This window comes from Ferviditalea candida (assembly GCF_035282765.1).
GTDB lineage: Bacteria > Bacillota > Bacilli > Paenibacillales > KCTC-25726 > Ferviditalea > Ferviditalea candida.
This window is the reverse complement of record NZ_JAYJLD010000016.1, coordinates 1-21,306: the sequence shown is the minus strand read 5'-3', so window position 1 is coordinate 21,306 and position 21,306 is coordinate 1. Positions and strand designations below refer to the sequence as shown.

The following is a 21,306-nucleotide window of genomic DNA, read 5'->3' as shown; positions in this document are numbered from 1 at the left end:
TGTAAAAAAAAGAACCCATTGAAGGCCAATGGGCTCTTTTTCAATTCAGAATTCAGATTAACGAAGCAATTGCAGAACGCCTTGCGGACTTTGATTCGCTTGGGCCAACATTGCCGTTGCCGCTTGTTGCAGGATGTTGAACTTCGTGTACGTCATCATTTCAGCAGCCATATCAGTATCGCGGATGCGCGATTCAGCCGCTTGCAGGTTCTCGGTTGTAGCGGCAGTGTTGTTATATCTGTGTTCCAATTGGTTTTGCACAGCACCCAGCTCGGAACGGCCTGCATTCACAGTTTCAATTGCGGTATCAACTTCAGCCAATGCTGACTGGGCAGAACTTTGAGTTGTCAAAGCATTGGTGAAGCTAAGCGTTGAAATATCTGCTAGTGTCAAATTGATTGCAACTACGTCCGCACTGTTGTCGCCGGTTTGAATTGTAATGGTTCCAGCACTGCCATTCAATAAGGTGATGCCGTTAAATTTCGTGTTTGTTGCGATATCGGTTGTGATCGAATTTTTAAGTTTTGTGTACTCGTTGTCAATTGCTGTCAAATCAGTCGTGTTGTAAGTACCGTTGGAAGCCTGGGTTGCCAGTTCCTTCATGCGTGTCAGCATGTCGGATACTTCGTTCATTGCGCCTTCAGCCGTTTGCACAAGAGATACGCCGTCTTGCGTATTGCGCTGCGCTTGGCTCAAGGATCTGATTTGCGCGCGCATTTTCTCGGAGATCGAAAGACCTGCCGCGTCGTCAGCCGCACGATTGATGCGGTAGCCGGAAGACAGTTTCTCGCTGGACTTGCCTTGCTGGATGTTGTTGAACACCAGATTGCGATGCGCATTCATCGCGTTAAGATTGTGGTTGATAATCATTGATTATTTCCTCCCTGAATTTTGGATTTCCACTTCCATGTGGAGTCGGCTTTTGGCCTCGTAATTCTTATATCGGACAAAAGTCGCATAAAATTTAGAGCATCATCAAAAAAATCGTTATGATTTTTTAGGATTCGGCAATTTTTTCAAAACACTTAAATCAATTTTAGTCCCAATCGATTCCCTGTTGCTTTGTTGAATCGCGTCAAACACTTCCTTGCGCAGGACATTGACTTCCTTGGGCGCATTGATGCCGACTTTTACCTGCTCTCCGTCTATGGCGGAAATAACAATCTCAATATTGTTGTTAATCACGATGGATTGCCCCTGTTTCCTTGACAAAATCAGCACCGGCTACTCCCCTTTCTCCGCCATAGCTTGTTTAAATAACAGTTCTTTCGTCCCGTAATTGAACTTAGGCGGCAGCACCACTTGACGCGCCAGCCCGTTCGTGATGTTGATCATAAGCGGGGCCAACAAATTTACCGTTGACTGGATAAAATCTTCACTCATCGTAACGATAGCTAGGACAGCCCCTTCTTCCTGCGATTTCAGCTCCAGCAGCGACTTGTCTTTTTCCTCAAGCTCAAATTCGTAGTCGGGATAAAAAACAAATGGCGTCACAACCAGAAAACCGATATTTTCTTCCTCCAAACTTTGCAAATAAGCGTATGGGCTGTTCTCCTCGACGACGGAAACGGAGAACCCGTCCAATTGTTCGAATCCAAGGATGCTTCCGTTAAAACGGATGGTTTTTTCGTGCAGAAACTGAAGCATTCTAATCCTCCCCTAAACGGATAATGCTATAGCCTGCGCTATAGCATTCGATATTATTTGTGCAAGATTATTTGTACAAGTCGTATTGACTGACTTGAATGTTGATCGAATTTTTTTGCTGCAGATACATTTCAATCGATCCGGGATTGTATTGAACTTCCGGTTTATTAGGCGTGTACTGAATCTGCGGTTTTTGCGGTTCGATATTGATGATGGGGGCCCTGGGTTGATAGTGCACTTTTACATTGAAATAAGAAGCTTCCCCGACATATTCAACCGGGTTCTCCCTAAAGTAAACATCCTTGGCCAAGTCCGCAAACGCATTTCGCGGGTTTGTAATTTGCGCCATACGGTTCCCTTCCTCAACGATTCGGGCAATGGCCTGCAGGGCAATGCTTTTACTTTGACTATAGATAAAATTCGTCCATTCCAGATTAGGTCCTATGCCTAAAGCCGTCCAAGCTGCAGACGAATCTATCGTCAGTTCACCGCCAGGCTGTTGGATATCCATCTTCGCCTGAGGTTGCTGAATGGATAAATCCCCTTTATTGGAATGGATATCCTGACTGGCCCGATGGGTGCGGATACCGATTTGCGCATAAGTTTGCCGGATGGAAAGCCTAAGATCGTTCAATCGGTTCCCTCCCTGTCAGATCTATCTCAGATAGTCGAGCAAGCTGGGTTGAATAATCTTCGCACCGACTGACAAGGAAGCTTGATAGACATTCTGATCCGCCTGCAGATTCGTGATCGTTTCCGCAATATCCGCGTCCTCTACTTTCGAATCCAGGGCCGTCAAGTTTTGATTCAAATCTTGCAACCGGCTATCCAATAAATCAATGCGGTTGGCCCGCGCTCCCACCTCCGCTCTAACGTCGAGAAACTTGTTGAACCGGCTGGTTAAGCGATCCATATCGGTTCTTGCCGCAGTTTGGTCTCCGTTTAAAAAATCATTTTGCAAATCCTTCAGTACGGAAAAAAGATTGTCCGGTTCCTGATTGGGGCCCGACCCGATGCCAAACACTTCATTCCCCGTAACATTAATAGGCACCGTTACTCCTGCGGAAAATTGATAGACAATTTTTTGATCATCCGATGATTCGGTCGGGGCTCCGGCTGTCGTATAGGGTTGTATATCCGTCTTTTGACCGTTAAAAATATACTTGCCGTTCAGTCGATCATTTCCCAAGGTTACCGCTTGCTCATAAATTTGTCCTAATTCCTGAGCGATGGCATCCAGTGCGGATTGCGGATTTGTGCCGTTCACTCCCTGAGTCGTCAGTTCATTCGCCCTCTGGATCAGATCGTTAACTTGGCCAAGTATGGTATCTGTATGATCCACATAAGCCTTTGCCGTATCAATATTCTTTTGGTACTGCTCGTTGATGGAAAGTTCGCTTCGATAATGCAAAGCGTATGTGATTCCAACGGGGTCGTCCGATGGCTTTAAAATCTTCCTGCCGGTAGACAAAACATTCTGGTTGCGTTCCATGCGGCTCAAATTGTTATTGACATTTCTCAGCAGCTGGCTATGCATCATGCTCTGGGTAACGCGCAATGTCACTGGAATGACCTCCTATCTTGAAAATTCGCTTCCGAGCGTTGGCAGCTATACGTCATTAACGGCCGACCATGCCGGTTCCGTTGATCAGCTTGTCTAGAATTTGATCGTAAGACGTCATAAAGCGCGCTGCAGCGCCGTAAGCGTGCTGGAATTTGATCATGTTGGACATTTCCTCATCGAGCGAAACGCCGCTGACCGATTGGCGCCGCCCATCCACTTGATCGACCAACGCTTTCTGGTTGTTGAGTTGACGAGATGCCTCTTGCCCCTGAACACCCAATTGCCCAATAATGGCACGGAAGTATTCGTCAATCGTGCCGCTGGTCACTCCGCTTCCCGATGATGCGGAACTGCCCTGCGCGGTAAAGGTGAAGGAAGTATCTTTCAACTGAGCCATCAGCATGGCCAGCGTATTGTTCCCTTTTACCGTAGTTTCGTTTACGCCCGTGCCATCCGTTCTCAACGAAGTTGCAATCTTGCTCGCATCGGCGGCAATATCCGGATTCAATTGAATGCTGGTCGCGGTAATTCCCGAAGAACCCGGTTTGGCGGTGAAAAAGTCTCCGCCAGTTGCGGGCGGTGACCCGAAGAGATACCCTAATTGATGCAGGCCGTTCAATCCATTCACCTGTACGGTCAAATCTGCAGACAAGGTGCGGCTCGTGCCGCTGAATGTTGTGGATGTTACGGTTTGATTGCTGCCGGTACCCGTCACTACATTCAAAGTTGCGCCTTCCGGAATAACCGAACCGGCTGGAATCGTGATCGTTACTTCGCCGTTGGCGATCGTGTTGGCCAGCGTATCAAGCTGATTCTGGTAATCGGCTACATACTTGTCCCTCGAGACGATCATGCCGTATACTTCGCCGCTGTTCAAATCGCCTGAGGCAAAACCGGATTCCAGTGCGGCCTCCGAGGTGGCTGTAAAAGTGCCCCCGGTGACCAAATTAATGCCGCCGATGGAGATGTTGTAACCTTGAGGAGTATTCGTGACCTGTATATTCGCGATCTTTGAAAGATTATCGGTCAACAAATCACGTTGATCCCTGAGATCGTTCGCATCGTCGCCCAGTCCTTCGATCCTTTGAATCTCTGCGTTCAAACCTGCAATTGTCGTTATCGTGGAGTTGATTTCATTGACTTTTACCTGGATATTGTTGGTCAGATCGTTTTTAAGATCGCTTAATTGCTTGCTGGTTTGATTAAAAGCATCAGTCAAGGCTATTGCGTTTTCACGAACGATTTTTCTTCCCGTTACGTTCTCGGGGTCTTTGCTTAAATCCGACCATGATTTCCAAAAATTATCAAGAACCGTTCTCAAGCCCGAATCGGAAGGCTCGTTCATGATCGTTTGCAACTTGTCCAGTGTATCCGCTTGGATCGACCAATTACCCAATGATTTATTCTCATTACGAAACTGATCATCCAAAAACGATTCCCTGACCCGCGTAATGGATGTAAATTCGACCCCTGTGCCCAACTGCCCCGGGGTAACGGAGCGATTCATCCCGTAAGCCTCCATCGGCTTGGAAGCGGTCATATTGACCACTTGGCGCGAAAAACCGGCGGTATTCGCATTCGCAATATTATGTCCGGTCGTATTTAAAGCCGCTTGTTGAGTGAACAAGCTTCGTTTAGCCGTTTCTATTCCATGAAATGTCGAGCTCATTTCCGCCCCCCCTTGTTCATGCTCTCGTTTCAAAAAAAACGTTTCGCTTCATATTGCCTGCACGCGGCTTCACCGGATTCTGATAGAGCATATCACCTGCTGTATTATCCGTGAGCAAATCGATGGAATAATCAATAAAAGCCAAAGAATTTTCAATCAACTGCTGGTTTAAGGCATTGACCTCTTTCAACCGTTCGATCGTCTCCAAGAGCTGCTGCTGCGACTGAAGCAGCGCCTTCTTATCCTCCGCATTGAAGATCAGACGGGCAATTTCCGTTGTCGTGAGGGACAGATTGGACTTATAGCCTTTCTCCAGCAAAAAGTCCGCCATGGACTTGATCCATTGCCGCTCGGTCTCCGACACCTGCTTGAGAAGCCTGGACTCCTTGGACATGATTTTGGCCAATTCGTCTACCTGGTTGTCAATCAATACCCGTTTCTTGTGTCTTCCCAATTCCAGCAGCTCGGTATGAAGCTCATTCAACTGCTCCAACTGCCGAATGACTTCTTGGATCGCCATACCCCATCACTCTTTCTCATCAATCTGAATTTAGCTGTTCAAATACGGGAGCAATTTCTCGGCTATTTTCTGAGCCTCCACATGATAAGTGCCAGCCGCCACGGATTGCTTCAAATTCTGAATCCGGCTGCTCCGCAGGTCGGCTTCCTGAACCTCGTGCAGCATCTTGGCTTCCTGCGAAATGTGGACCTCGTCTTTCTGCTTTCCCCGTTTACCTGCGTTGTCCGACGCTTTCGTGCCGGTGTCCTTTCGATAAGGATTCATGCCGCCGATACGCTGGAGATCGTTTATCTTCACGATCAATCACCTCTTCGAGTCTTTCCATAATAAAAACCGATAACCATTTAATAGGTTTATCGGCTTTATCCGGGGCAAATTTTATAGATGGACTCTAAGAAAATTTTACAAATGGTCAGTCCCTTGATCTATAAGTCATGCTTTTCCGTATTTCCTCCCTGCGGCGCTGCTCCTGTTCCTTCAGCGTATTGACATCTTGAGTGAGACGCTTGCGGCAGGTCTCGCACATATTCCCTTCACGAATCAAAATTCCGCACACATCACACGGATAGGACATATTCGGAGCGTTTACCAGGGAAATCCGTCCCTCCCTAATGAATTTCGTGATTTGTTTGATCGGAACTTCCGTATTCTCACTTACTTCGGTAATGGTCGCTCCCCTGTTGTCCCGCAAATATTGCACGCACCGCTCGTATTGCTGCTCAACTTCCTTAGCGCAGGCCGAACAAACGTCCTTCAGCCCCGGTGCAAAAATCCGTCCGCAGCGGGGACAGTTGGCGATATTCAGGCTCATGGGTTGTCCCTCCCTTTGATCAATATGGGCGTGGTATTTTCCGGAAATTCTGTCTTTCTATTATTTTAACTGATCTTTCAAAAGTTGTACACGACCTTTCTCGACATTTTTCATTTTAAGCTCTTGCCCAGGTCAAACCGTACACCTCCACATCCAATTGGGAGCGGATAACGGCTGCACACTCGTTAAGCGTGCTCCCTGTCGTATACACATCATCCACCAAAATAATCGGCCCGTTGGGAAAATGCTTCCTTTCGAAGCTTTCGGGCAAGTTGAAGTTAAAGGCCCCCTTCAAGTCCAGCAAACGCTCGCGGCGCGTTTTAAAGCTCTGTTTTTGCGTGTGGCGGCCCCTTTCCAGCATGGGAACGACAGGCAGACCGAATATGCCTCCCAGTCTCCGGGCAAGCTGCTCGGACTGGTTGAAGCCGCGCTCCTCAAATCTCTCCCTGCTGAGCGGAATAAAGGTAAAACAAGCGGATCTCAACTCATGTTCACCCGCCTCCTGAAGCAGCATCCGAAAAGCATGCGCCGCCATCTCCGCAAACAGCGGAGCCAATCTTTCATCGCCGCGGTATTTATATCTGGCCAGCCACCCTTTCATTGCCGCGTTATACCGAACAGCGCTGCGGTGCAGGACCAAATGGGATTGTTCTCTTCGAACGCAATCCGGGCATTCCTCAGCCCTGCCGCAGACGGGACACGACACGGCTCGAATCCAGGGAATTTGCGAGCTGCACGTCTCACACAGGGCACCGGATTCCGTATGGCCGGACGCCGTTTTCCCGCAGCAAACACAAGCTCGGGATGGGACGGCCGGCAGGCTTTCCAAAAACCGATAAATTTTTTGCAAAAACCGGCCGATTCTCATAGCATAATTCACTCCATTCTTTTAGGTTATGTTAAATTACAATGTTGATATTTGATATTCGCGACAATTGTTCTACAGGGCAACATTGTCGTTCGGAGATGATTTTCCCATGAACCTAACCGAAAAAGGTGCTGATGCTTTAGACAACAGCGGCAAGTATCGTTCTGGGGAAGTCAAACGGCAACGTTGTGTATGATATTTCATACAGCAAGGGTTCTATATATCCTACTAAAGGCATTTCTATATGATTTATCATACAGAATATTAGGAGTTAGAGTTCAAATGGAAGAATAGGTGTGACATTTCATACTGATTCCTTATATCCATAATAAATAACTCTTTTCGAATTTGCCTCTCGCAACGGCCCGGAATTTCCCACTTCCCTACCAGTTTGCGACAATGCTCAATTATGGTCATATCCAGTCCGGGAAGGTGGTTTTATTTATGATCTAAAATCAACATTATGATTATTTAAACGAGCCCTTGTTTTAAAAAACCTTTTTGGGCCGCCAGCCTGTTCATCTTCTTGATTTCCCGGATTGCCAGCAGCTGTGAGCGGTTTTTTTCCCGCGAAAGAAAATAAACGAAGCCGTTCGGATCCGAAGCCGATCTTCCCGCCCTTCCCGCCATTTGGATCAGTGCAGCCGCATCGAATTGAGGATCATCGGCATCAACGATGATGACATCCGCTTTCGGAATGGTCACCCCTCGTTCCAGTATCGTTGTCGTGACCAGCACCTTGATGCGCCCTTCGCGAAATTCCGTCACCTTCCGCCGCCTGTCCGGATCCTCTGAGCTTGTCCCGTCCACCGAAATGTCCGGGAACTGTTCACGCATAACCGCTGCAAGCCCCTGAATCAACCGGATTTTCGGCACAAACAGGAAAATCTGCGCTTCACGCCGCAGGCCGTGCTCGACGACCTCAACCAGCGGTCTCCACAGCTCCCCGCTGCCGATTGCGGCGACCTGCCGATTCAGGAGATAGCGGATTGCCCGCATCGGCTTCCAAACCGGTACGGGAAGCGGCCGACCGTGATGCCGGACAGGAACTACCGCGTACGGAAGCTTTCCCTTCGCCGCTTGCTGCGTCAAGGCTCTGGGCGGTGTCGCGGACAGCAGAATAAATTTGCCGGACGACTTGCAGGATTTCAACGCCGTATATTCCAATGTCGGATTGTTATGATACGGAAACGCATCGATCTCATCCAGGATGACCACGTCAAAATAATCCCGGAAACGTATAAGCTGGTGGGTCGTGGCGATCACAATATCCCCCTGATCCCAGCGCTGTCCGCTTCCCCCGTATAGCGCCGTTATCCGGCAGGATGCAAAGGCAGTCTGCAGTCTCGGCAGCAGCTCGAGCACCACATCCTTACGCGGTGTGGCAACAAGCACTTTGCGCTGCAGTTGCAAGCTTCGGGCAATCACCGGGAAGATCATCTCCGTTTTGCCTGCCCCGGTTACCGCCCACAGCAGAAAGCGTTCGGGACCTTCCGCCTGTGCGCGGTCTTCCGGCTGTCCGGAGTCTTCCGGCCGTTCGACCCGATCCTTCCCGAAGCCCTCCTGCATCCGACGACTCACAAGCCGCCCCGAATCGGCTTCCACAAAGCGCACGGCCGCATCGGACGCATCCTTCTGCGCCGGACTTAAATTCCAGCGCTGAGTTTCGCCGTTTTGGGCTTGGTTCGATCCTGACGGATGCTCCGGCATGACCCCCTGTTGCCCATCCAGGACCAGTTCCAATTCAGCCGTCCCGCATTCCGCTGAATCCATGCCTCCGCTTCCCGTTAAGCAGCCTTCTTCACTTTCCGCCGCAGGACGGCTCCCCATAATCAACGGCGCGCAAAGCCGGCTCCTGCCCATCGTAAGACAATTCTCGCAATACGGGCACAATTCCCCGCAAGCAGTGCAGGCTGTCCAGCGCAGTCGATCCTCTCCGCTCCCGCAGCGGCCGCACCGGTAGCGTCCCGCTTGTAAAAGCCGCCGCCAGCCCCGATTCCTGACCCATTCCACCCCGGCGCCAATCCGAATCCCGCCAAATAAATAAGCAGCCTGCACAATGGTTTTCCATTGGCCAGCTGCTTGCTTGAAGCCCGAATGTTCCATGAAACTGATGATTTCTTCCCTAAGGAGAGCCCTGCCTTCCAATTGTCCGGCGATTTCCAGCGCCTTCTCGGGAGCGATTTCGACCTGCGACTTCTGCGAGACCCGCCTCCATTCCGGTTGCTCCCTGCCCAGCTCTTCCAGCAGCGCATTCGCGCCGAACGGCCTCCACACTTGCGTATCGATAAGCTTCGCGGTTATGCGTGGGGCCGGTTGATCGATCAACGTGTGATCAGCCAACGGTTGATCGGCAAGCGGTTGTTTGCCATAACGGGAGCCTTTCAATCTTGGAGCGCTGAGTGCCTTCAAGGTTTGGCTGAGGCGGCTTGTGATGCGTTCCGCACCGTTCCTCTTCTTCCAAAGCTCCCCCAAACGTTCCTGTTCCAGTATCCTCCTTAGAATAACCGCTTTTCCCAAGGAGACGGGGGGATCCCACAACAGCATCCTGCGCGTTCGAGGATCATTCAGCCAATACTCAAGGTCGACTCGAATGTCCAATGAAACGTACCACCGCCGCATTCGACCATCTTTACTTTCTATTCCGTATATTGTCGCTCTCATCCTTCGCCTTTCCCCATTCATTTGAAAACGCTTGCCATTTCCTATACCCATGACGGCATTTTGCTTAAATCCTGCGGATGATTCAAGTTGACGATAATCGCCCCCTCTTCCTTCAGTTCATTCGCAAAACGCCGCAATTCCTGAACGGATGCCATTCCATGAACACGGACATATTGCGGGTCGGTTAATCTAGCAATGATCGACCTTGTATCATCTTGGGATTGCTCGTCAAGTACAGTAATCCGGAACGGTTCGCCTTTCAACCCATAGTATAAAAAAAGCGACCGGATCACCCATTCAACCGTCAATTGATTGTCGCGAGTGATCAATACATAGTGCTTTCCCTGCCGATTCCCGCGCTTAAAATGGTAATGGGATACATGCACCCACAGCATTCCGACGGCGAAAACACCAAAAATCCAAAACACGCTTTGCTCCATCACGCCTTGCTCCATCCCGGCCACCTCCCTTTGGAAGCAATATATGCCGATGGACGGGTCAAGGTTCCTTACAGCGTAACCCACCCGTTTTTGATGGAATTGATGACCGCTTGGGTCCGATCGTCCACTTCCATTTTCTGCAGAATGCTGCTGACGTGGTTTTTGACCGTTTTTTCACTGATGAACAAATATTCGCCGATCCCTTTGTTGCTTTTACCTTCCGCCATCAGGCGCAGCACTTCCGCTTCCCTTCGGGTCAACGGGCTGTCGGAATTGGGCACATATTTCACTCCCGCTTCTTGAACCAGCTTTTCTTTGCCGATGATGCCGGAATCGTCGAGATACGTCATTCTTCGCAGCTGATGGATCAGCTTCCCGGTGACTTTGGGATGGATGAAAGCATACCCCGCAACGACGGAACGGATGGCATTAATCAGCGATTCCGCCTCCATATCCTTCAGCAGATAGCCTTGAGCTCCCTTGCGAAGAGTTTCAAAAACATAGCTTTCATCATCGTGAATGGAAAGTATAATCACCTTAATGGCCGGAAAAATCTCTCTCATCCGTTCGGTTGCGACTACACCGTTCTCGACCGGCATGTTGATATCCATCAGGACCACTTCAGGATTCAGCTCATTGCAAAGCTCGATCACCTTCACGCCATCGCCGCACTCTCCGATGACTTCCAGGTCGGGCTCCATATTCAGAATTCGTTTCAATCCTTCACGAAACAATTGATGATCATCCGCAATCACCAATTTGACTTTCTCTCTGCGTCTTTCAATCATCGACATTAATCTTCTCCTTTCCATTGTCCATGCTTATGGGAATCAACAAGGTGATGAGGGTTCCCTCATTCAATTCGGAGTGAACTTCCAGCCTCCCTTCAAGAAGATCGACTCTCTCTTTCATCCCGATCAGCCCGTAGCCGGTTCCGTCGGTTTTCATCCGATTCTCATGAACAAGAAACCCAACTCCATTATCCTTGACAGAGACTTTCACCATATGCTTCTGGAAGGCGAACTCCAACGACAAAAACGTGGCCTTCGAGTGTTTCGCCGCATTGGAGAACGCCTCCTGCACCAGACGATAGATGGCCACTTCCATGGCCGAGGGAAGCCTTTTTTCAGTCCCGATCATGTCGAAACGGGTTCGAATCTTGGTCTTTTCTTCAAAATCCTGGGTATATTTTCGAAGGGTCGGAATCAATCCCAAATCATCCAGCGCCATCGGCCGCAAATTGAACATGATTTTTCGGATTTCCTCAAGCCCTGAACGAACCTGGCCTTTCAAGTCATTAATTTCTTCCTTCACCACATCGAATTCCCGCTTGTCGATCATTCTTTCGGCGATCTCGGCTCTCAGTACAACATTAGCCAGCGATTGGGCGACTCCGTCGTGGATCTCCCGGGCTATCCGCTTCCGTTCTTCCTCTTGGGCCAGAATGATCTTCAAGCCGAGCATCTGCCGGTTTTTGGCTGATTCGAGGATCCGCGTGACCTGGTTCAAATCCCCCGACAAGTATTCCAGCACGACATTCATTTGCGAACCGAGGGTTTCGGCCCGTTCGATGGTTTTCTCGGAATTTTTGATGCGCCTGTGCAGTTCATCCCGCCTGGCTTTCAAATGGTTTTCTTTTTCCCTGTGGATGCTCACATCAAGCTGAAAGCTTGTTGCCATCTCATAGGCCGATTTAATATCCTCCTCACGAAAACGGAAAAAATCTTTGCTCACTTCAGTCAGCCGGATTCTCGCGAGCTTATATTTGCGCTCCAAATCATCCACTTTTTCAATTGTACGGGTGATCTCTTCCATTAAGCCCTGCAATTCTTTCTCCAGCAGGTCTCGTTCGCTGCGCGCATGTTGAGAGATTTCAAAAATCTGATATTTGCTGTCCTCCATGACCTGTATCGCATTTTTAATGATCCGGTCAATGGCGTCCGCACGAATATCCATCCCAGGCCTTCTCCCCATCCCCGTAATTCGGTCTTTTGAAAAACCGCTTAGTAACATAGTACCATAATTCCCTTTTGTATAAAGGGACTTAAGCATCCTTTTTACTCCAAAGTTATGGATTTTGTCGATGGATCCCAATTGACCTTCCATCCGAGACTTTCCGAGATCAGCCGGAGCGGCAGCATGGTGCGCAGGTTCATGATCAGCGGGGAAACTTCCGTTTTGATCCGTTGTCCATCCACGTTCACTTCTGCCTGATTGATCCACAATTGCACCAGTCTGTTGTTCATCAGCACGGTCGCTTTTTTTTCCTTCGCATCCCAGCGTACATCCCCACCCATCGCATTGACGAAAAACCGGATCGGAATCATCGTTGTTCCCTTGACAACAACTGGAGCCTGATCCAACGACTGTTCCTTTCCGTCCACCGAAATACGATTCCTACCTACGGCCATCTGCACTTTCACGTTCGGTTTTGGGGAGACTTCATTGAGATATTGGAAACGGACATTATCTATGGCAATGGCGCCGATCGCCTCTCTCTCATCCTGTCCCTGCTCGGGGCTGACAACGTACAATCTCTTGACGGCAATCGGATAATCCAAATGATAGGATGATAAATCCACACTGACTTCTTTCCATCCATACCAATCCAAATGCTGGGTCAAATCAATCCGCTTCACTTGACCGTTGCGGTCGGTCACTTCGGCGCGGATCCAGTTCAGGCTGTTATCTCCCAAAATGGAAGCCTTCAGCATAATCGGCCGGCCTTCCACCGGCACACCGTTATCTCCAAACGATGCGTAGGCTGCTTTGGTTCCGGAGCCTTTCCTGAAATCGTATTCGATATATAAGGCCTGGTCATTGTCATTTTTGGCGCCTGGCAGTCCGGTTACCAACCGGGCAGTCCCCTGCACTTCGCCGGGATATTGCTCGAAAGTGACGGGATAGCTGATTGCGTCAAAATCTGCCCAAGTTTTATCGATTCCCTGCGGCAGGCTCATAATTGCGCTGAATCCGTCGTAGGTAGCGAGAATTTGCCCTGTTGCGGTGTCTTTGTTTACCTGAGATACCGTCAGGCTCCCGTTCTTCACCGTCCCTTGAAACCCGATCAATTCCCAATCCACCAGCTGGGAAGGTACCGTACGCTTTCTGCCGTCAACCGTTTCCGCCGTAACCTTCAGCGGATATTCGCCGCCTGCCGCCAGAAGGCTGTTTGGCACATCGAAGCCCAGGCGCGCAATCTGATCCTTGCCGACGACTAGAAGCTCACGCTGTTCCTTCGCTTGGCCCATCGCCGCAGTCAGTACCGCGCTGCCTGCTTTCGCAGCCGTAAATAGATTTCCGTTCATGCTGCCGATCGGCTTTGAAAGCGACCACCGCACATCCCCCTGATCGGTACGGACAGGGTTGAAATATTGGTCATACGCTTTCAAGTTGTATGCGGTTGATTCGTTTATGAACAGCATAGATTCACCCTGAACAATCAGGCCCTTAACCTGCCCTTTGGGGGCCGTAGAATATACGCCAAGCCCGTTTACAACCTTTCTGGCTGTTGCGTATTCCGTTTGATCGGCCAGCTTGACGTTAAAATCCCCTAGCGGACGCGCAACCATTTGGGTCGATCCGCCTCCGTCGAGATTGATCCCCTTCCAAACGCCGGCCATGACCATGAAATCCTGAAATTCCTTCAAGCTCATGCCCTTGCTGTCTCCACTGTTATCCACGGTCATGATGTATGCGTATCTGCCGTCTTTGGAATAACCTATCCCCGTTCTCGATCGATATCCCGCCAAACTGGACACGCTGCGGGAGAAGGCGGCCGCCTTCCCCTGATCCACCAGTATGGTGTGACCTCCGATCATCATAACAAATTGATTCGGATCGATATCTTTTTTTGTGACCATCGACACCAAATGATAATTTATCTGTAATTTCTCTCCGACCTTCAAATTATTTTTGACAAAATCCGCCCCTTTTCCGGCGGCTCTCAGAATATAACCGTTTTCGGGAGGAAGTGACTGGATGACACTTTTATACGCAATTTGTTGAATGACTCCGTTCTTCACCAATACTTCTGTCGGTGTTGTGGCTCCGTCATTGGCACGGTCGATTTGTCCCCACGCATGCGTATAGATGTACAGGGAATCCACATGACTGTGCTGGCCGTTCTCCAGCCAATAATACGTTTTGTTGATTCCAGTCAGTGGAAAGTCCCGGCCATTGTCGGCCTTCACAGTCCCGGAGAAGCTGTAGCTGTCGATGACCGGCTGACGATCCTTGGTAATCCCGAATGCGTACATGCCCTGAATCATCGACGGCGACGACATCATTGTTCCGTCATTGATCTCCGGACCAATCGGAGCTCCCTCCGCTTGCACCACATAAAAGTCGCCGTTCGTACCGGCAACAGCCCCTGTTTCCTTCGCCATGCCTTCAACCGTTTGTTTCTTTGTAAACTGGTTGTTTACCCCGGTCATGACATCCAGCTTCACATTCGGATTCTTCAAATCGACAACGATGATATTCCCGTTAACGGTGACCTCCTGGCCGTTCCTGACCCCTTTCCATAGTACTTGCTTGAGCACAGCTCCGGATGTAATGGGCTGCTCGCTCAACGCCGTCATTTCCGCTGTTTGCCTCTGGGGTTGCGCGGCTTGCGCCTGTGTTTCATCCTGAGCCGCTATGGCATGGGGCAGCACAATTGGGTATGTTGTCGCCAATGTTACCGCCAAGGTCAGGCCGATCATTTGTTTGAAATTCAGCATTTGTATTCTCCCTCTCCCATAGTCACCGGATTCGACTCTCTGATTATTGTTTAATTTACTATTATTATAGACTCCGAATGTCTGGAAAAAGTTACGGGACATATCCTAGAAAAATAGTAGAGGGTGCGACTAGATAAGCTTGCAGACCCGAAAGACTATTTGATGTTAGAGTTAAGTTGGAATTGAACTTTTTGTATATGATATTTCATCCATATCAAATCGAGAAAGTAGGATCTTCCCCGCCAGTCATTCACTTCATATTCCGGATGGAGCCGAGGAAATGCCCGACAATCGGCCACCAGATTTCCTTACATCATCACCTCTGCGCTTCCATTGAAAAACACAAAAACCCCGCATCCTTTCAAATTCGAAAGGAAACGGGGCATTCTTTGCCACTGGTAATCCGGAAAAGCCACCTATTATGACAAAGCTTCCGCTTTAAGTTGCTCGGCCTTATCCGTACGCTCCCAAGGAAGATCGACATCGGTTCTTCCAAAATGCCCGTAGGCGGCCGTTTGCTTGTAGATCGGACGTCTCAAATCCAGCATCCTGATGATCCCTGTCGGACGAAGGTCAAAGTTGTTGCGGATAACTTCCTCCAGCTTCTCATCGCTAACTTTGCCGGTACCATAAGTATCGACGCTGATCGATACCGGCTGCGCTACTCCGATGGCATATGCCAACTGAATTTCGCACTTGTCCGCGAGTCCGGCGGCAACGATGTTTTTGGCGACATAGCGTGCGGCATACGCAGCGGAACGGTCCACCTTCGTCGGATCCTTACCCGAAAAAGCGCCGCCGCCGTGGCGCGCATATCCGCCATAGGTGTCGACAATGATTTTGCGTCCTGTCAGTCCGGCGTCTCCCTGCGGACCACCGATGACAAACCGTCCGGTCGGGTTAATAAAATATTTGGTTTGCCCGTCCAGCCATTCCTCCGGAACAACCGGTCTGACGACATGCTCGATGATGTCTTTTTTGATCTGCTCAAGCGGAATATCTTCAGAGTGCTGCGTGGAAACCACAATCGTATCGACACGCACCGGCTTGTTATCTTCGTATTCTACAGTGACTTGGGTTTTGCCGTCCGGACGAAGATAGCCCAGCGTTCCGTCCTTGCGGACTTCGGCCAATCTGCGTGCCAGCCGATGCGACAAAGCAATGGGTAGCGGCATGAGCTCAGGCGTTTCATTAACCGCAAACCCAAACATTAAGCCCTGGTCGCCGGCCCCGATGTTTTCCTCCGGATCGACTCCTTGTTCCCTGGATTCCAAAGCGGTATTGACTCCCATCGCAATGTCGGGCGACTGCTCGTTTAATGATGTCAGCACTGCGCAGGTGCTTCCGTCAAATCCGTATTTTGCGCGTGTATATCCGATGTCTTTGATCGTTTTGCGCACAAGTGCGGGAATATCGACATAATCCGCCTTGCTTGTAATTTCACCGATTACCAGCACAAGCCCTGTCGCCACCGATACCTCGCAGGCCACCCGGGCATGAGGGTCCGCATCCAAAAATGCATCCAACACCGCATCGGAAATCTGATCGCATATTTTATCGGGGTGTCCTTCTGTAACGGATTCCGAAGTAAACAATTTTCTGCCTTTTTGAAGCGCCATGAAACAACCTCCTATATGAGTTTATTATGTATAAATCTTATGGCCAATAAACAAAAAAGGAACCTTTCCCGATATGGAAAAGGCTGTTATACGCATCCTTCAACTAGTAATAATACTTTATTTGTTGGATTCTGTCAAACTATATATGAAAATCGTTCGGAAGGATTTAATTAGTTGCCCTGATAAAGTCGGTTTTGAGAGGAATCTATTTCCCGTCATTTTTCCGGAGCTTCACATTTTCCTGATTATTCCTTATTTTGCTTCCGCTTTGAGCATTTTGGCCGCTCTTTGGAGGTTATGGGTCAGAATTCCGAAGCCGATCCAGCTTTTGGAGCCGGCAAGGCCCCTGTACCTGCCGCGGGATAAACCGTACTTTCTCTTCAGGAGGCTAATCTTCGCCTTGCCTGCGGCACGGTAACGCTGCAAGTCTTGGAACCATTCCTGGTTTTCATGCTCGGTTCGCTTTTGGCCTTTCCTGCCTTTTCGCGGCAGACTGACGCGACCGACGCCCATTTCGGTCACAGTATCTTCGTTTTTCTTGCTTCCGAAACCGCGATCGGTTGCAACGGCTTTTGGTGCTTTACCAAACCGTTTGGTGTGGGCCGCAACCGCCGGAACCATTCGCATCTATAAAATATGAGGTAATTTGCACAAACCAGAAAGTGGTAGTCTGTCTGAATATCGATGACGGAAGATAACGGTGCGCCAATTCCCGGATACTCCGACAGCCTGCGTATCTTTTTCGTGATTTTCGAAACCAGATTTACCGCCGCCTGCGGATTAGAAAGTTCCTGAGAAATGCAGCCTTTAATTTCTGCCAAATCCTCTTTGGCTTTAGTCGAAATTTTCAGCTTAACCATTATCAATTCCCAGTTCCGCTTCCACTTCCTCGATCGTCATCCATCCTTTTTCTTTCCCTGCCTGCTCTCCCTCGGCAAGCTGTGACATCAGCTTCAGTGAAGCCTTTAATTTATCATATTCGTTAATATCGACAATGACCAAATTTCCCTCTGCCATTTTTAGTTAAAAACACTGGCTCGCCTATGGCAATATATCGCAGGACTTCATTGTAATTTCTCAAATCGGAGATTGGTTTGATATTTGGCATCGATAACTGCTCCTTTCGCTGCTGTTATAAAATTAGTGCAACACCATTTTCCCCATCTTCCCCCCCAAGCAGCTCTCGATTCACTATAATTTTCTTAATATTTCATGGTGTGCCCAATTGCATAAAGAACAAGAGTATAATTTCCATGCTCAAAGATGAGACGGATATCCATATTCACATTGGCTTCCCAGCAAACTATTCCTCGGACCTTTTGAATTTGTATCAATTCCAACACTTATGTATATACTGCGTATATACACATAAAAAAGGGTGTGTTATACTTGAACAAGGAACAAAAGAAGGGATTGATTTATATGACTACCGCAACTGTTCGGAAGTGGGGTAACAGTTTAGCTATACGTCTACCTGTCGAAGTAACGAAGCTCGTAAATTTCGAGGAAGGCATTGAATTGGATATATTTGTTTCAGAAAACAAGGAAATTGTTCTCCGTCCAACGTTTCCGGCTGCCGACGATCAAGAAGCTCTGCGTGCTCATTTTCTAGCTTTGCGTGCGAAATGTAAGTCAGGCATGAGAAATCATGAAGAGGTTTTTGCCAAGCCGATGGGGGATGAAATCTTTTAATGCCGATCACTGGAGATGTGCAACGCGGGAGCATTGTGTGGATAAGGTTGCATCCTCAATCCGGCCATGAACAATCCGGTTATCGTCCCGCAATCGTACTATCGGATGGACTTATCGATCCTGAAAATTCACCGTTTGCCCTAATCGTTCCCGTCACAAACACTGTAAGGAATTATCCTTTCGAGGTTCCCGTCCCTGATGGGATTACCATTTCCTGCTCAAGCACTTCACAAACCGAATTGACTGGGGTTGTGCTAACGGATCAAGCAAAATCGCTCGATTTGAGTGCGAGGAATGCCGAGGTCATCGGACAAGTAGACCTTACATCGCATTTTTTTATGGCAGTCATCACCAACGTTCGCTCCATTTTGGCTTAATTCTCCGGCAAAAACCGGATTCATTGATGAGTTAGCATAATCATGATAAAATTGTGTTACGCTAATAAAGAGATGACGATATGCCACATATTAGACATGTTTCGGATTTGAGAAACAACTTTGCCGATATTTCGAGAACCGTTCATGAAACAGCAGAGCCGGTATTCTTGACCAAGAATGGTTATGGTGACATGGTTGTCATGAGCATTGAAGCATACGAAAGAAAACTGTTTGAAAGTGAAATTTACTTTAAGCTGAAAGAAGCGGACCTGGAAGCCAAGTCCAATGATAAACGGTACACTCATTAAGAAATGCTTTCAGAGTTAAGGTCGGGGCCTGCTGATAAGGTTGAAGATAATGCATAAGCTGAAATATTTGCCTTTGGCATTAAATGATTTGAGTGATATTACCAGCCTCACAAGGGTCTATGCTAAAATGGATTTGACCAAGGTTATAAATGTTTTCGATCACTATAATTTTCTTAGTTTGTCAGGATGCCCAATTGCATGAAGAACAAGAGTATCATTACCATGCTCAAAAATGAGACGAATATCCATATTCACATAGGCTTCCCAAAAAACAGTTCCACGGACTTTATGAATCTGCAAAGACGGATCCTTCGGATCCTTAGCCAACAATCTTATTGCCTTACGGGCTTGTTTTTGTTCGATTCCGGTTAATGTATCAAAGTCGCTTCGAAAAGAGTCAGTCAGAAGAATTGTCGGCATCCTCTTCCTCCCCCAGCTCCTTCAAAAGATCACCTACATTTTCATACTTTTTGTATTTCCCCTTTTCAAGATCTTCAAGACTTTGCTTCATACGTTCCTGCCATTCTTTTGTCCAAAAGTATTCCTGATTCTTATTGTGCCAAGCAACAGGTCTGATAAAAATGCCCCCGTCTCGTTCTTCAATCAGGACATGATCACCTTCCCGCAAATTAAAATCTTTGGCAACTTGAGCTAAACTGATCAGCATCCTTCTCTGAACTTGTTGTATAATTTCGCCCATGTCGACAACCTCCTTTCAGCTGAACTGTAATTACAGTATAACTTTTTAATTTAATATATACAAATAAAAGTAATCTACATATGAAAAACCCACCCGAATTTAGTTTGGATGGGTTTTGATGCTGTTTGAAAATATAAAAATAAAGATTGCTTTATGATTTACAGTCCCTGTAAAATTTCCTCCGCCTTTTGCACAAGTCGTCTCGTGATATTACCGCCTACTGCACCGGCATCCCGGGTGGCAATGTGACCCCAATAATCCTCTTTAATGGACGAGGCAGGCAGCGTTCCAAGCTCTGTTGCGAACTCCACATCGCTGGCTCCATTGGCTGAGACCCAACTCTTCCCCACCGGCAAGCCTAATTCTGCCGCTATTTCATATTTCCATTGGTCGATGACGGCTTCGCTCTCCGGAACGATCTTCCTCCGGCCGGATTGACCTTTCGCCATATGGTTCACCTCCTTATTTTCAGGGTGCAACCATATTATCGGCCGTTAAATGTTCCTTAACTCGTATATTTTCATGTCATTCGGGTTATATTATGTTTGAATCCCTACGGATTAACAGGTGTACCATCTGCATTAACATACATATATTTGCCTCTGACCATTACATATACGGTTCCCTTCTCCTTCGCATCCGGCTTGATTCCCCTGCCGCCGTCACGCGGGAACAGCAGCAGATGATTCTGTTCGATTGGCGATCCGTTGGCTATATCTTTCCCCGCTGTCAGGTCCGGTATTCCGTTCCCATCCGTACTGAAAGCGACCGCTTTGCCTGTGCGGACGATAAATTCAGTCCCCGCCCCGGCATATAGAATTTGTCCTGGTTTCAACGGAATCACCGTAAGTGCGGGAGAACTGGAATTCCCCGCATAGGAGCCTGAAGTCTGCTTGTCCAATTCGGCTTTGACCTTTTGCTGGATCTGTTCATCCACATAGCTCTTGGTCACAATCGGATCATTGACAGATCCCGGCTGATTATCAGAAATGAGCCCGTCCGCATTGGAAGTAAGTACCGATCCGAACCAAAAACCAGCGCTCAGTAGAAGAGCAGCCGTTCCTATTTTAATTGACGCCTTCAATTTCAGCCCTCCTGTTATGTTGATATATATATCACATTATACTTTGTTTTCCGAAAATTAGTAGAGATAACTTGGTTTCTTACAAGCCTGTCAAATAGACCTCTGACGACAACAACTAAAAGGCTCTTCGGCAATGACAGTGATTTAATATAAAAAGGGCTCTATGAATTTCCAGTTAAATCTTAAAATCGGACAAGGGAATAGATGCAGTTGCTTCGCTCCGCATTCTCCTCCTGCTGCCAGTTTAAGTTTTCTTTAATAGAGGCAGACTAAGGGCTGGACAAGGGAATTGGTGCGGTTGTGAGCGATGCGTGGCTCCAGACTGCTACCAGTTCTTTTTAGCGTTTTAGGGCAAAATCCAGCTTGCCGGCAATCAAATAGACTATGGCAATGATGTTTTTTTTGAACGGTATCCCCGTGCTTTACGATTTGCTGCTTGGAACAGGCTATTGATGCCTTCGGGCAAACCGTTGTTCAATTTGGTGTAACTGCTAAATTAGAATTAACGGATTCCGCTAAATGTCAAGACCGAAATAGAATTCCCCAAAATAATCAGTTAAAAATTCCCCAGTAATAGGGATAAGGTTGCCCCCCTAGGGGGGCAAAAAATCGGAAAAAT

At 48.3% G+C, this 21,306-nt stretch carries 25 protein-coding genes and 2 pseudogenes; 3 read left to right on the top strand and 24 right to left on the bottom strand.

All coding sequences use genetic code 11. The features are described from left to right. Positions 1-57: 57 nt before the first annotated feature. The 19 genes and pseudogenes from VF724_RS11905 to VF724_RS11815 all read right to left on the bottom strand — a co-directional run bounded on the left by VF724_RS11905 (position 58) and on the right by VF724_RS11815 (position 17,528). Positions 58-870: a flagellin N-terminal helical domain-containing protein gene (locus VF724_RS11905; RefSeq protein ID WP_371754469.1), complete on the bottom strand. Its 813-nt coding sequence runs from the start codon at positions 868-870 to the stop codon at positions 58-60. 117 nt (positions 871-987) lie between these two features. Then, positions 988-1,221, bottom strand: a complete 234-nt coding sequence (csrA, locus tag VF724_RS11900) for a carbon storage regulator CsrA (RefSeq protein ID WP_371754468.1) — start codon at positions 1,219-1,221, stop codon at positions 988-990. 3 nt (positions 1,222-1,224) lie between these two features. Continuing rightward, positions 1,225-1,647 carry a flagellar assembly protein FliW gene (gene fliW / locus VF724_RS11895; protein WP_371754467.1) on the bottom strand — a complete coding sequence of 141 codons (423 nt, stop codon included), beginning with the start codon at positions 1,645-1,647 and terminating at the stop codon, positions 1,225-1,227. Positions 1,648-1,714: 67 nt separating this feature from the next. Beyond that, the gene (locus VF724_RS11890; RefSeq protein WP_371754466.1) at positions 1,715-2,281 is read right to left on the bottom strand and encodes a DUF6470 family protein; all 567 of its coding nucleotides are present in this window, start codon (positions 2,279-2,281) and stop codon (positions 1,715-1,717) included. A gap of 21 nt (positions 2,282-2,302) precedes the next feature. After that, positions 2,303-3,211, bottom strand: a complete 909-nt coding sequence (gene flgL, locus VF724_RS11885; RefSeq protein ID WP_371754465.1) for a flagellar hook-associated protein FlgL — start codon at positions 3,209-3,211, stop codon at positions 2,303-2,305. A gap of 55 nt (positions 3,212-3,266) precedes the next feature. Further along, on the bottom strand, positions 3,267-4,880 hold the full coding sequence (gene flgK, locus VF724_RS11880; RefSeq protein ID WP_371754464.1) for a flagellar hook-associated protein FlgK: 1,614 nt from the start codon (positions 4,878-4,880) through the stop codon (positions 3,267-3,269). 16 nt (positions 4,881-4,896) lie between these two features. Further along, positions 4,897-5,400, bottom strand: coding sequence for a flagellar protein FlgN (locus VF724_RS11875; RefSeq protein WP_371754463.1), 504 nt, complete (start codon positions 5,398-5,400; stop codon positions 4,897-4,899). Positions 5,401-5,430: 30 nt separating this feature from the next. After that, entirely contained in the window at positions 5,431-5,697 is a 267-nt protein-coding gene (gene flgM, locus VF724_RS11870; protein ID WP_371754462.1) for a flagellar biosynthesis anti-sigma factor FlgM, read from the bottom strand. A 115-nt stretch (positions 5,698-5,812) separates the two neighbouring features. Continuing rightward, a complete protein-coding gene (locus tag VF724_RS11865) occupies positions 5,813-6,211 on the bottom strand; it encodes a TIGR03826 family flagellar region protein (RefSeq protein ID WP_371754461.1) in 399 nt (132 codons plus the stop codon). Positions 6,212-6,326: 115 nt separating this feature from the next. Then, positions 6,327-7,079: a ComFC family protein gene (locus VF724_RS11860; RefSeq protein WP_371754460.1), complete on the bottom strand. Its 753-nt coding sequence runs from the start codon at positions 7,077-7,079 to the stop codon at positions 6,327-6,329. Between the two features lie 471 nt (positions 7,080-7,550). Then, complete coding sequence (locus VF724_RS11855) at positions 7,551-9,743, bottom strand: ATP-dependent helicase ComFA (protein WP_371754459.1); 2,193 nt, start codon at positions 9,741-9,743, stop codon at positions 7,551-7,553. A gap of 41 nt (positions 9,744-9,784) precedes the next feature. After that, entirely contained in the window at positions 9,785-10,198 is a 414-nt protein-coding gene (locus VF724_RS11850; RefSeq protein ID WP_371754458.1) for a hypothetical protein, read from the bottom strand. 53 nt (positions 10,199-10,251) lie between these two features. Further along, entirely contained in the window at positions 10,252-10,971 is a 720-nt protein-coding gene (locus VF724_RS11845) for a response regulator (RefSeq protein WP_371754520.1), read from the bottom strand. Continuing rightward, positions 10,964-12,139 (bottom strand): sensor histidine kinase, encoded by a 1,176-nt coding sequence (locus tag VF724_RS11840; protein WP_371754457.1) that lies wholly within the window; start codon positions 12,137-12,139, stop codon positions 10,964-10,966. The genes VF724_RS11845 and VF724_RS11840 overlap by 8 nt, the downstream gene beginning before the upstream one ends. A gap of 101 nt (positions 12,140-12,240) precedes the next feature. After that, positions 12,241-14,907 carry a stalk domain-containing protein gene (locus VF724_RS11835; RefSeq protein WP_371754456.1) on the bottom strand — a complete coding sequence of 889 codons (2,667 nt, stop codon included), beginning with the start codon at positions 14,905-14,907 and terminating at the stop codon, positions 12,241-12,243. A gap of 419 nt (positions 14,908-15,326) precedes the next feature. Continuing rightward, positions 15,327-16,526 carry a methionine adenosyltransferase gene (metK, locus tag VF724_RS11830; protein ID WP_371754455.1) on the bottom strand — a complete coding sequence of 400 codons (1,200 nt, stop codon included), beginning with the start codon at positions 16,524-16,526 and terminating at the stop codon, positions 15,327-15,329. A 252-nt stretch (positions 16,527-16,778) separates the two neighbouring features. Next, positions 16,779-17,147: pseudogene (locus VF724_RS11825) on the bottom strand (ISNCY family transposase); the annotation flags it as partial. Next, positions 17,045-17,386: a type II toxin-antitoxin system RelE/ParE family toxin gene (locus VF724_RS11820; protein ID WP_371754454.1), complete on the bottom strand. Its 342-nt coding sequence runs from the start codon at positions 17,384-17,386 to the stop codon at positions 17,045-17,047. The pseudogene VF724_RS11825 and the gene VF724_RS11820, both read right to left, overlap by 103 nt. Further along, a complete protein-coding gene (locus VF724_RS11815) occupies positions 17,379-17,528 on the bottom strand; it encodes a hypothetical protein (protein WP_371754453.1) in 150 nt (49 codons plus the stop codon). Before VF724_RS11815 ends, VF724_RS11820 begins: the two co-directional genes overlap by 8 nt. A gap of 387 nt (positions 17,529-17,915) precedes the next feature. On the opposite strand from VF724_RS11815, the gene VF724_RS11810 reads away from it, so the two are divergent. The 3 genes from VF724_RS11810 to VF724_RS11800 all read left to right on the top strand — a co-directional run bounded on the left by VF724_RS11810 (position 17,916) and on the right by VF724_RS11800 (position 18,903). After that, positions 17,916-18,218, top strand: a complete 303-nt coding sequence (locus VF724_RS11810; RefSeq protein ID WP_371754452.1) for an AbrB/MazE/SpoVT family DNA-binding domain-containing protein — start codon at positions 17,916-17,918, stop codon at positions 18,216-18,218. Further along, positions 18,218-18,595: a type II toxin-antitoxin system PemK/MazF family toxin gene (locus VF724_RS11805; protein ID WP_371754451.1), complete on the top strand. Its 378-nt coding sequence runs from the start codon at positions 18,218-18,220 to the stop codon at positions 18,593-18,595. Before VF724_RS11810 ends, VF724_RS11805 begins: the two co-directional genes overlap by 1 nt. An 80-nt stretch (positions 18,596-18,675) precedes the next feature. Beyond that, positions 18,676-18,903 (top strand): type II toxin-antitoxin system Phd/YefM family antitoxin, encoded by a 228-nt coding sequence (locus VF724_RS11800; RefSeq protein ID WP_371754450.1) that lies wholly within the window; start codon positions 18,676-18,678, stop codon positions 18,901-18,903. A gap of 162 nt (positions 18,904-19,065) precedes the next feature. Here the strand turns inward: VF724_RS11800 and VF724_RS11795 are convergent, their stop codons facing one another. The 5 genes and pseudogenes from VF724_RS11795 to VF724_RS11775 form a co-directional block, all read right to left on the bottom strand. After that, the gene (locus VF724_RS11795) at positions 19,066-19,323 is read right to left on the bottom strand and encodes a type II toxin-antitoxin system RelE/ParE family toxin (protein WP_371754449.1); all 258 of its coding nucleotides are present in this window, start codon (positions 19,321-19,323) and stop codon (positions 19,066-19,068) included. Beyond that, positions 19,301-19,603, bottom strand: a complete 303-nt coding sequence (locus VF724_RS11790; RefSeq protein ID WP_371754448.1) for an AbrB/MazE/SpoVT family DNA-binding domain-containing protein — start codon at positions 19,601-19,603, stop codon at positions 19,301-19,303. The genes VF724_RS11795 and VF724_RS11790 overlap by 23 nt, the downstream gene beginning before the upstream one ends. Positions 19,604-19,761: 158 nt before the next feature. Continuing rightward, entirely contained in the window at positions 19,762-20,052 is a 291-nt protein-coding gene (locus tag VF724_RS11785; protein ID WP_371754447.1) for an alpha/beta-type small acid-soluble spore protein, read from the bottom strand. A gap of 104 nt (positions 20,053-20,156) precedes the next feature. Beyond that, a complete protein-coding gene (locus VF724_RS11780) occupies positions 20,157-20,687 on the bottom strand; it encodes a hypothetical protein (RefSeq protein WP_371754446.1) in 531 nt (176 codons plus the stop codon). 338 nt (positions 20,688-21,025) lie between these two features. Then, positions 21,026-21,171: pseudogene (locus tag VF724_RS11775) on the bottom strand (transposase); the annotation flags it as partial. Positions 21,172-21,306: the final 135 nt, after the last annotated feature.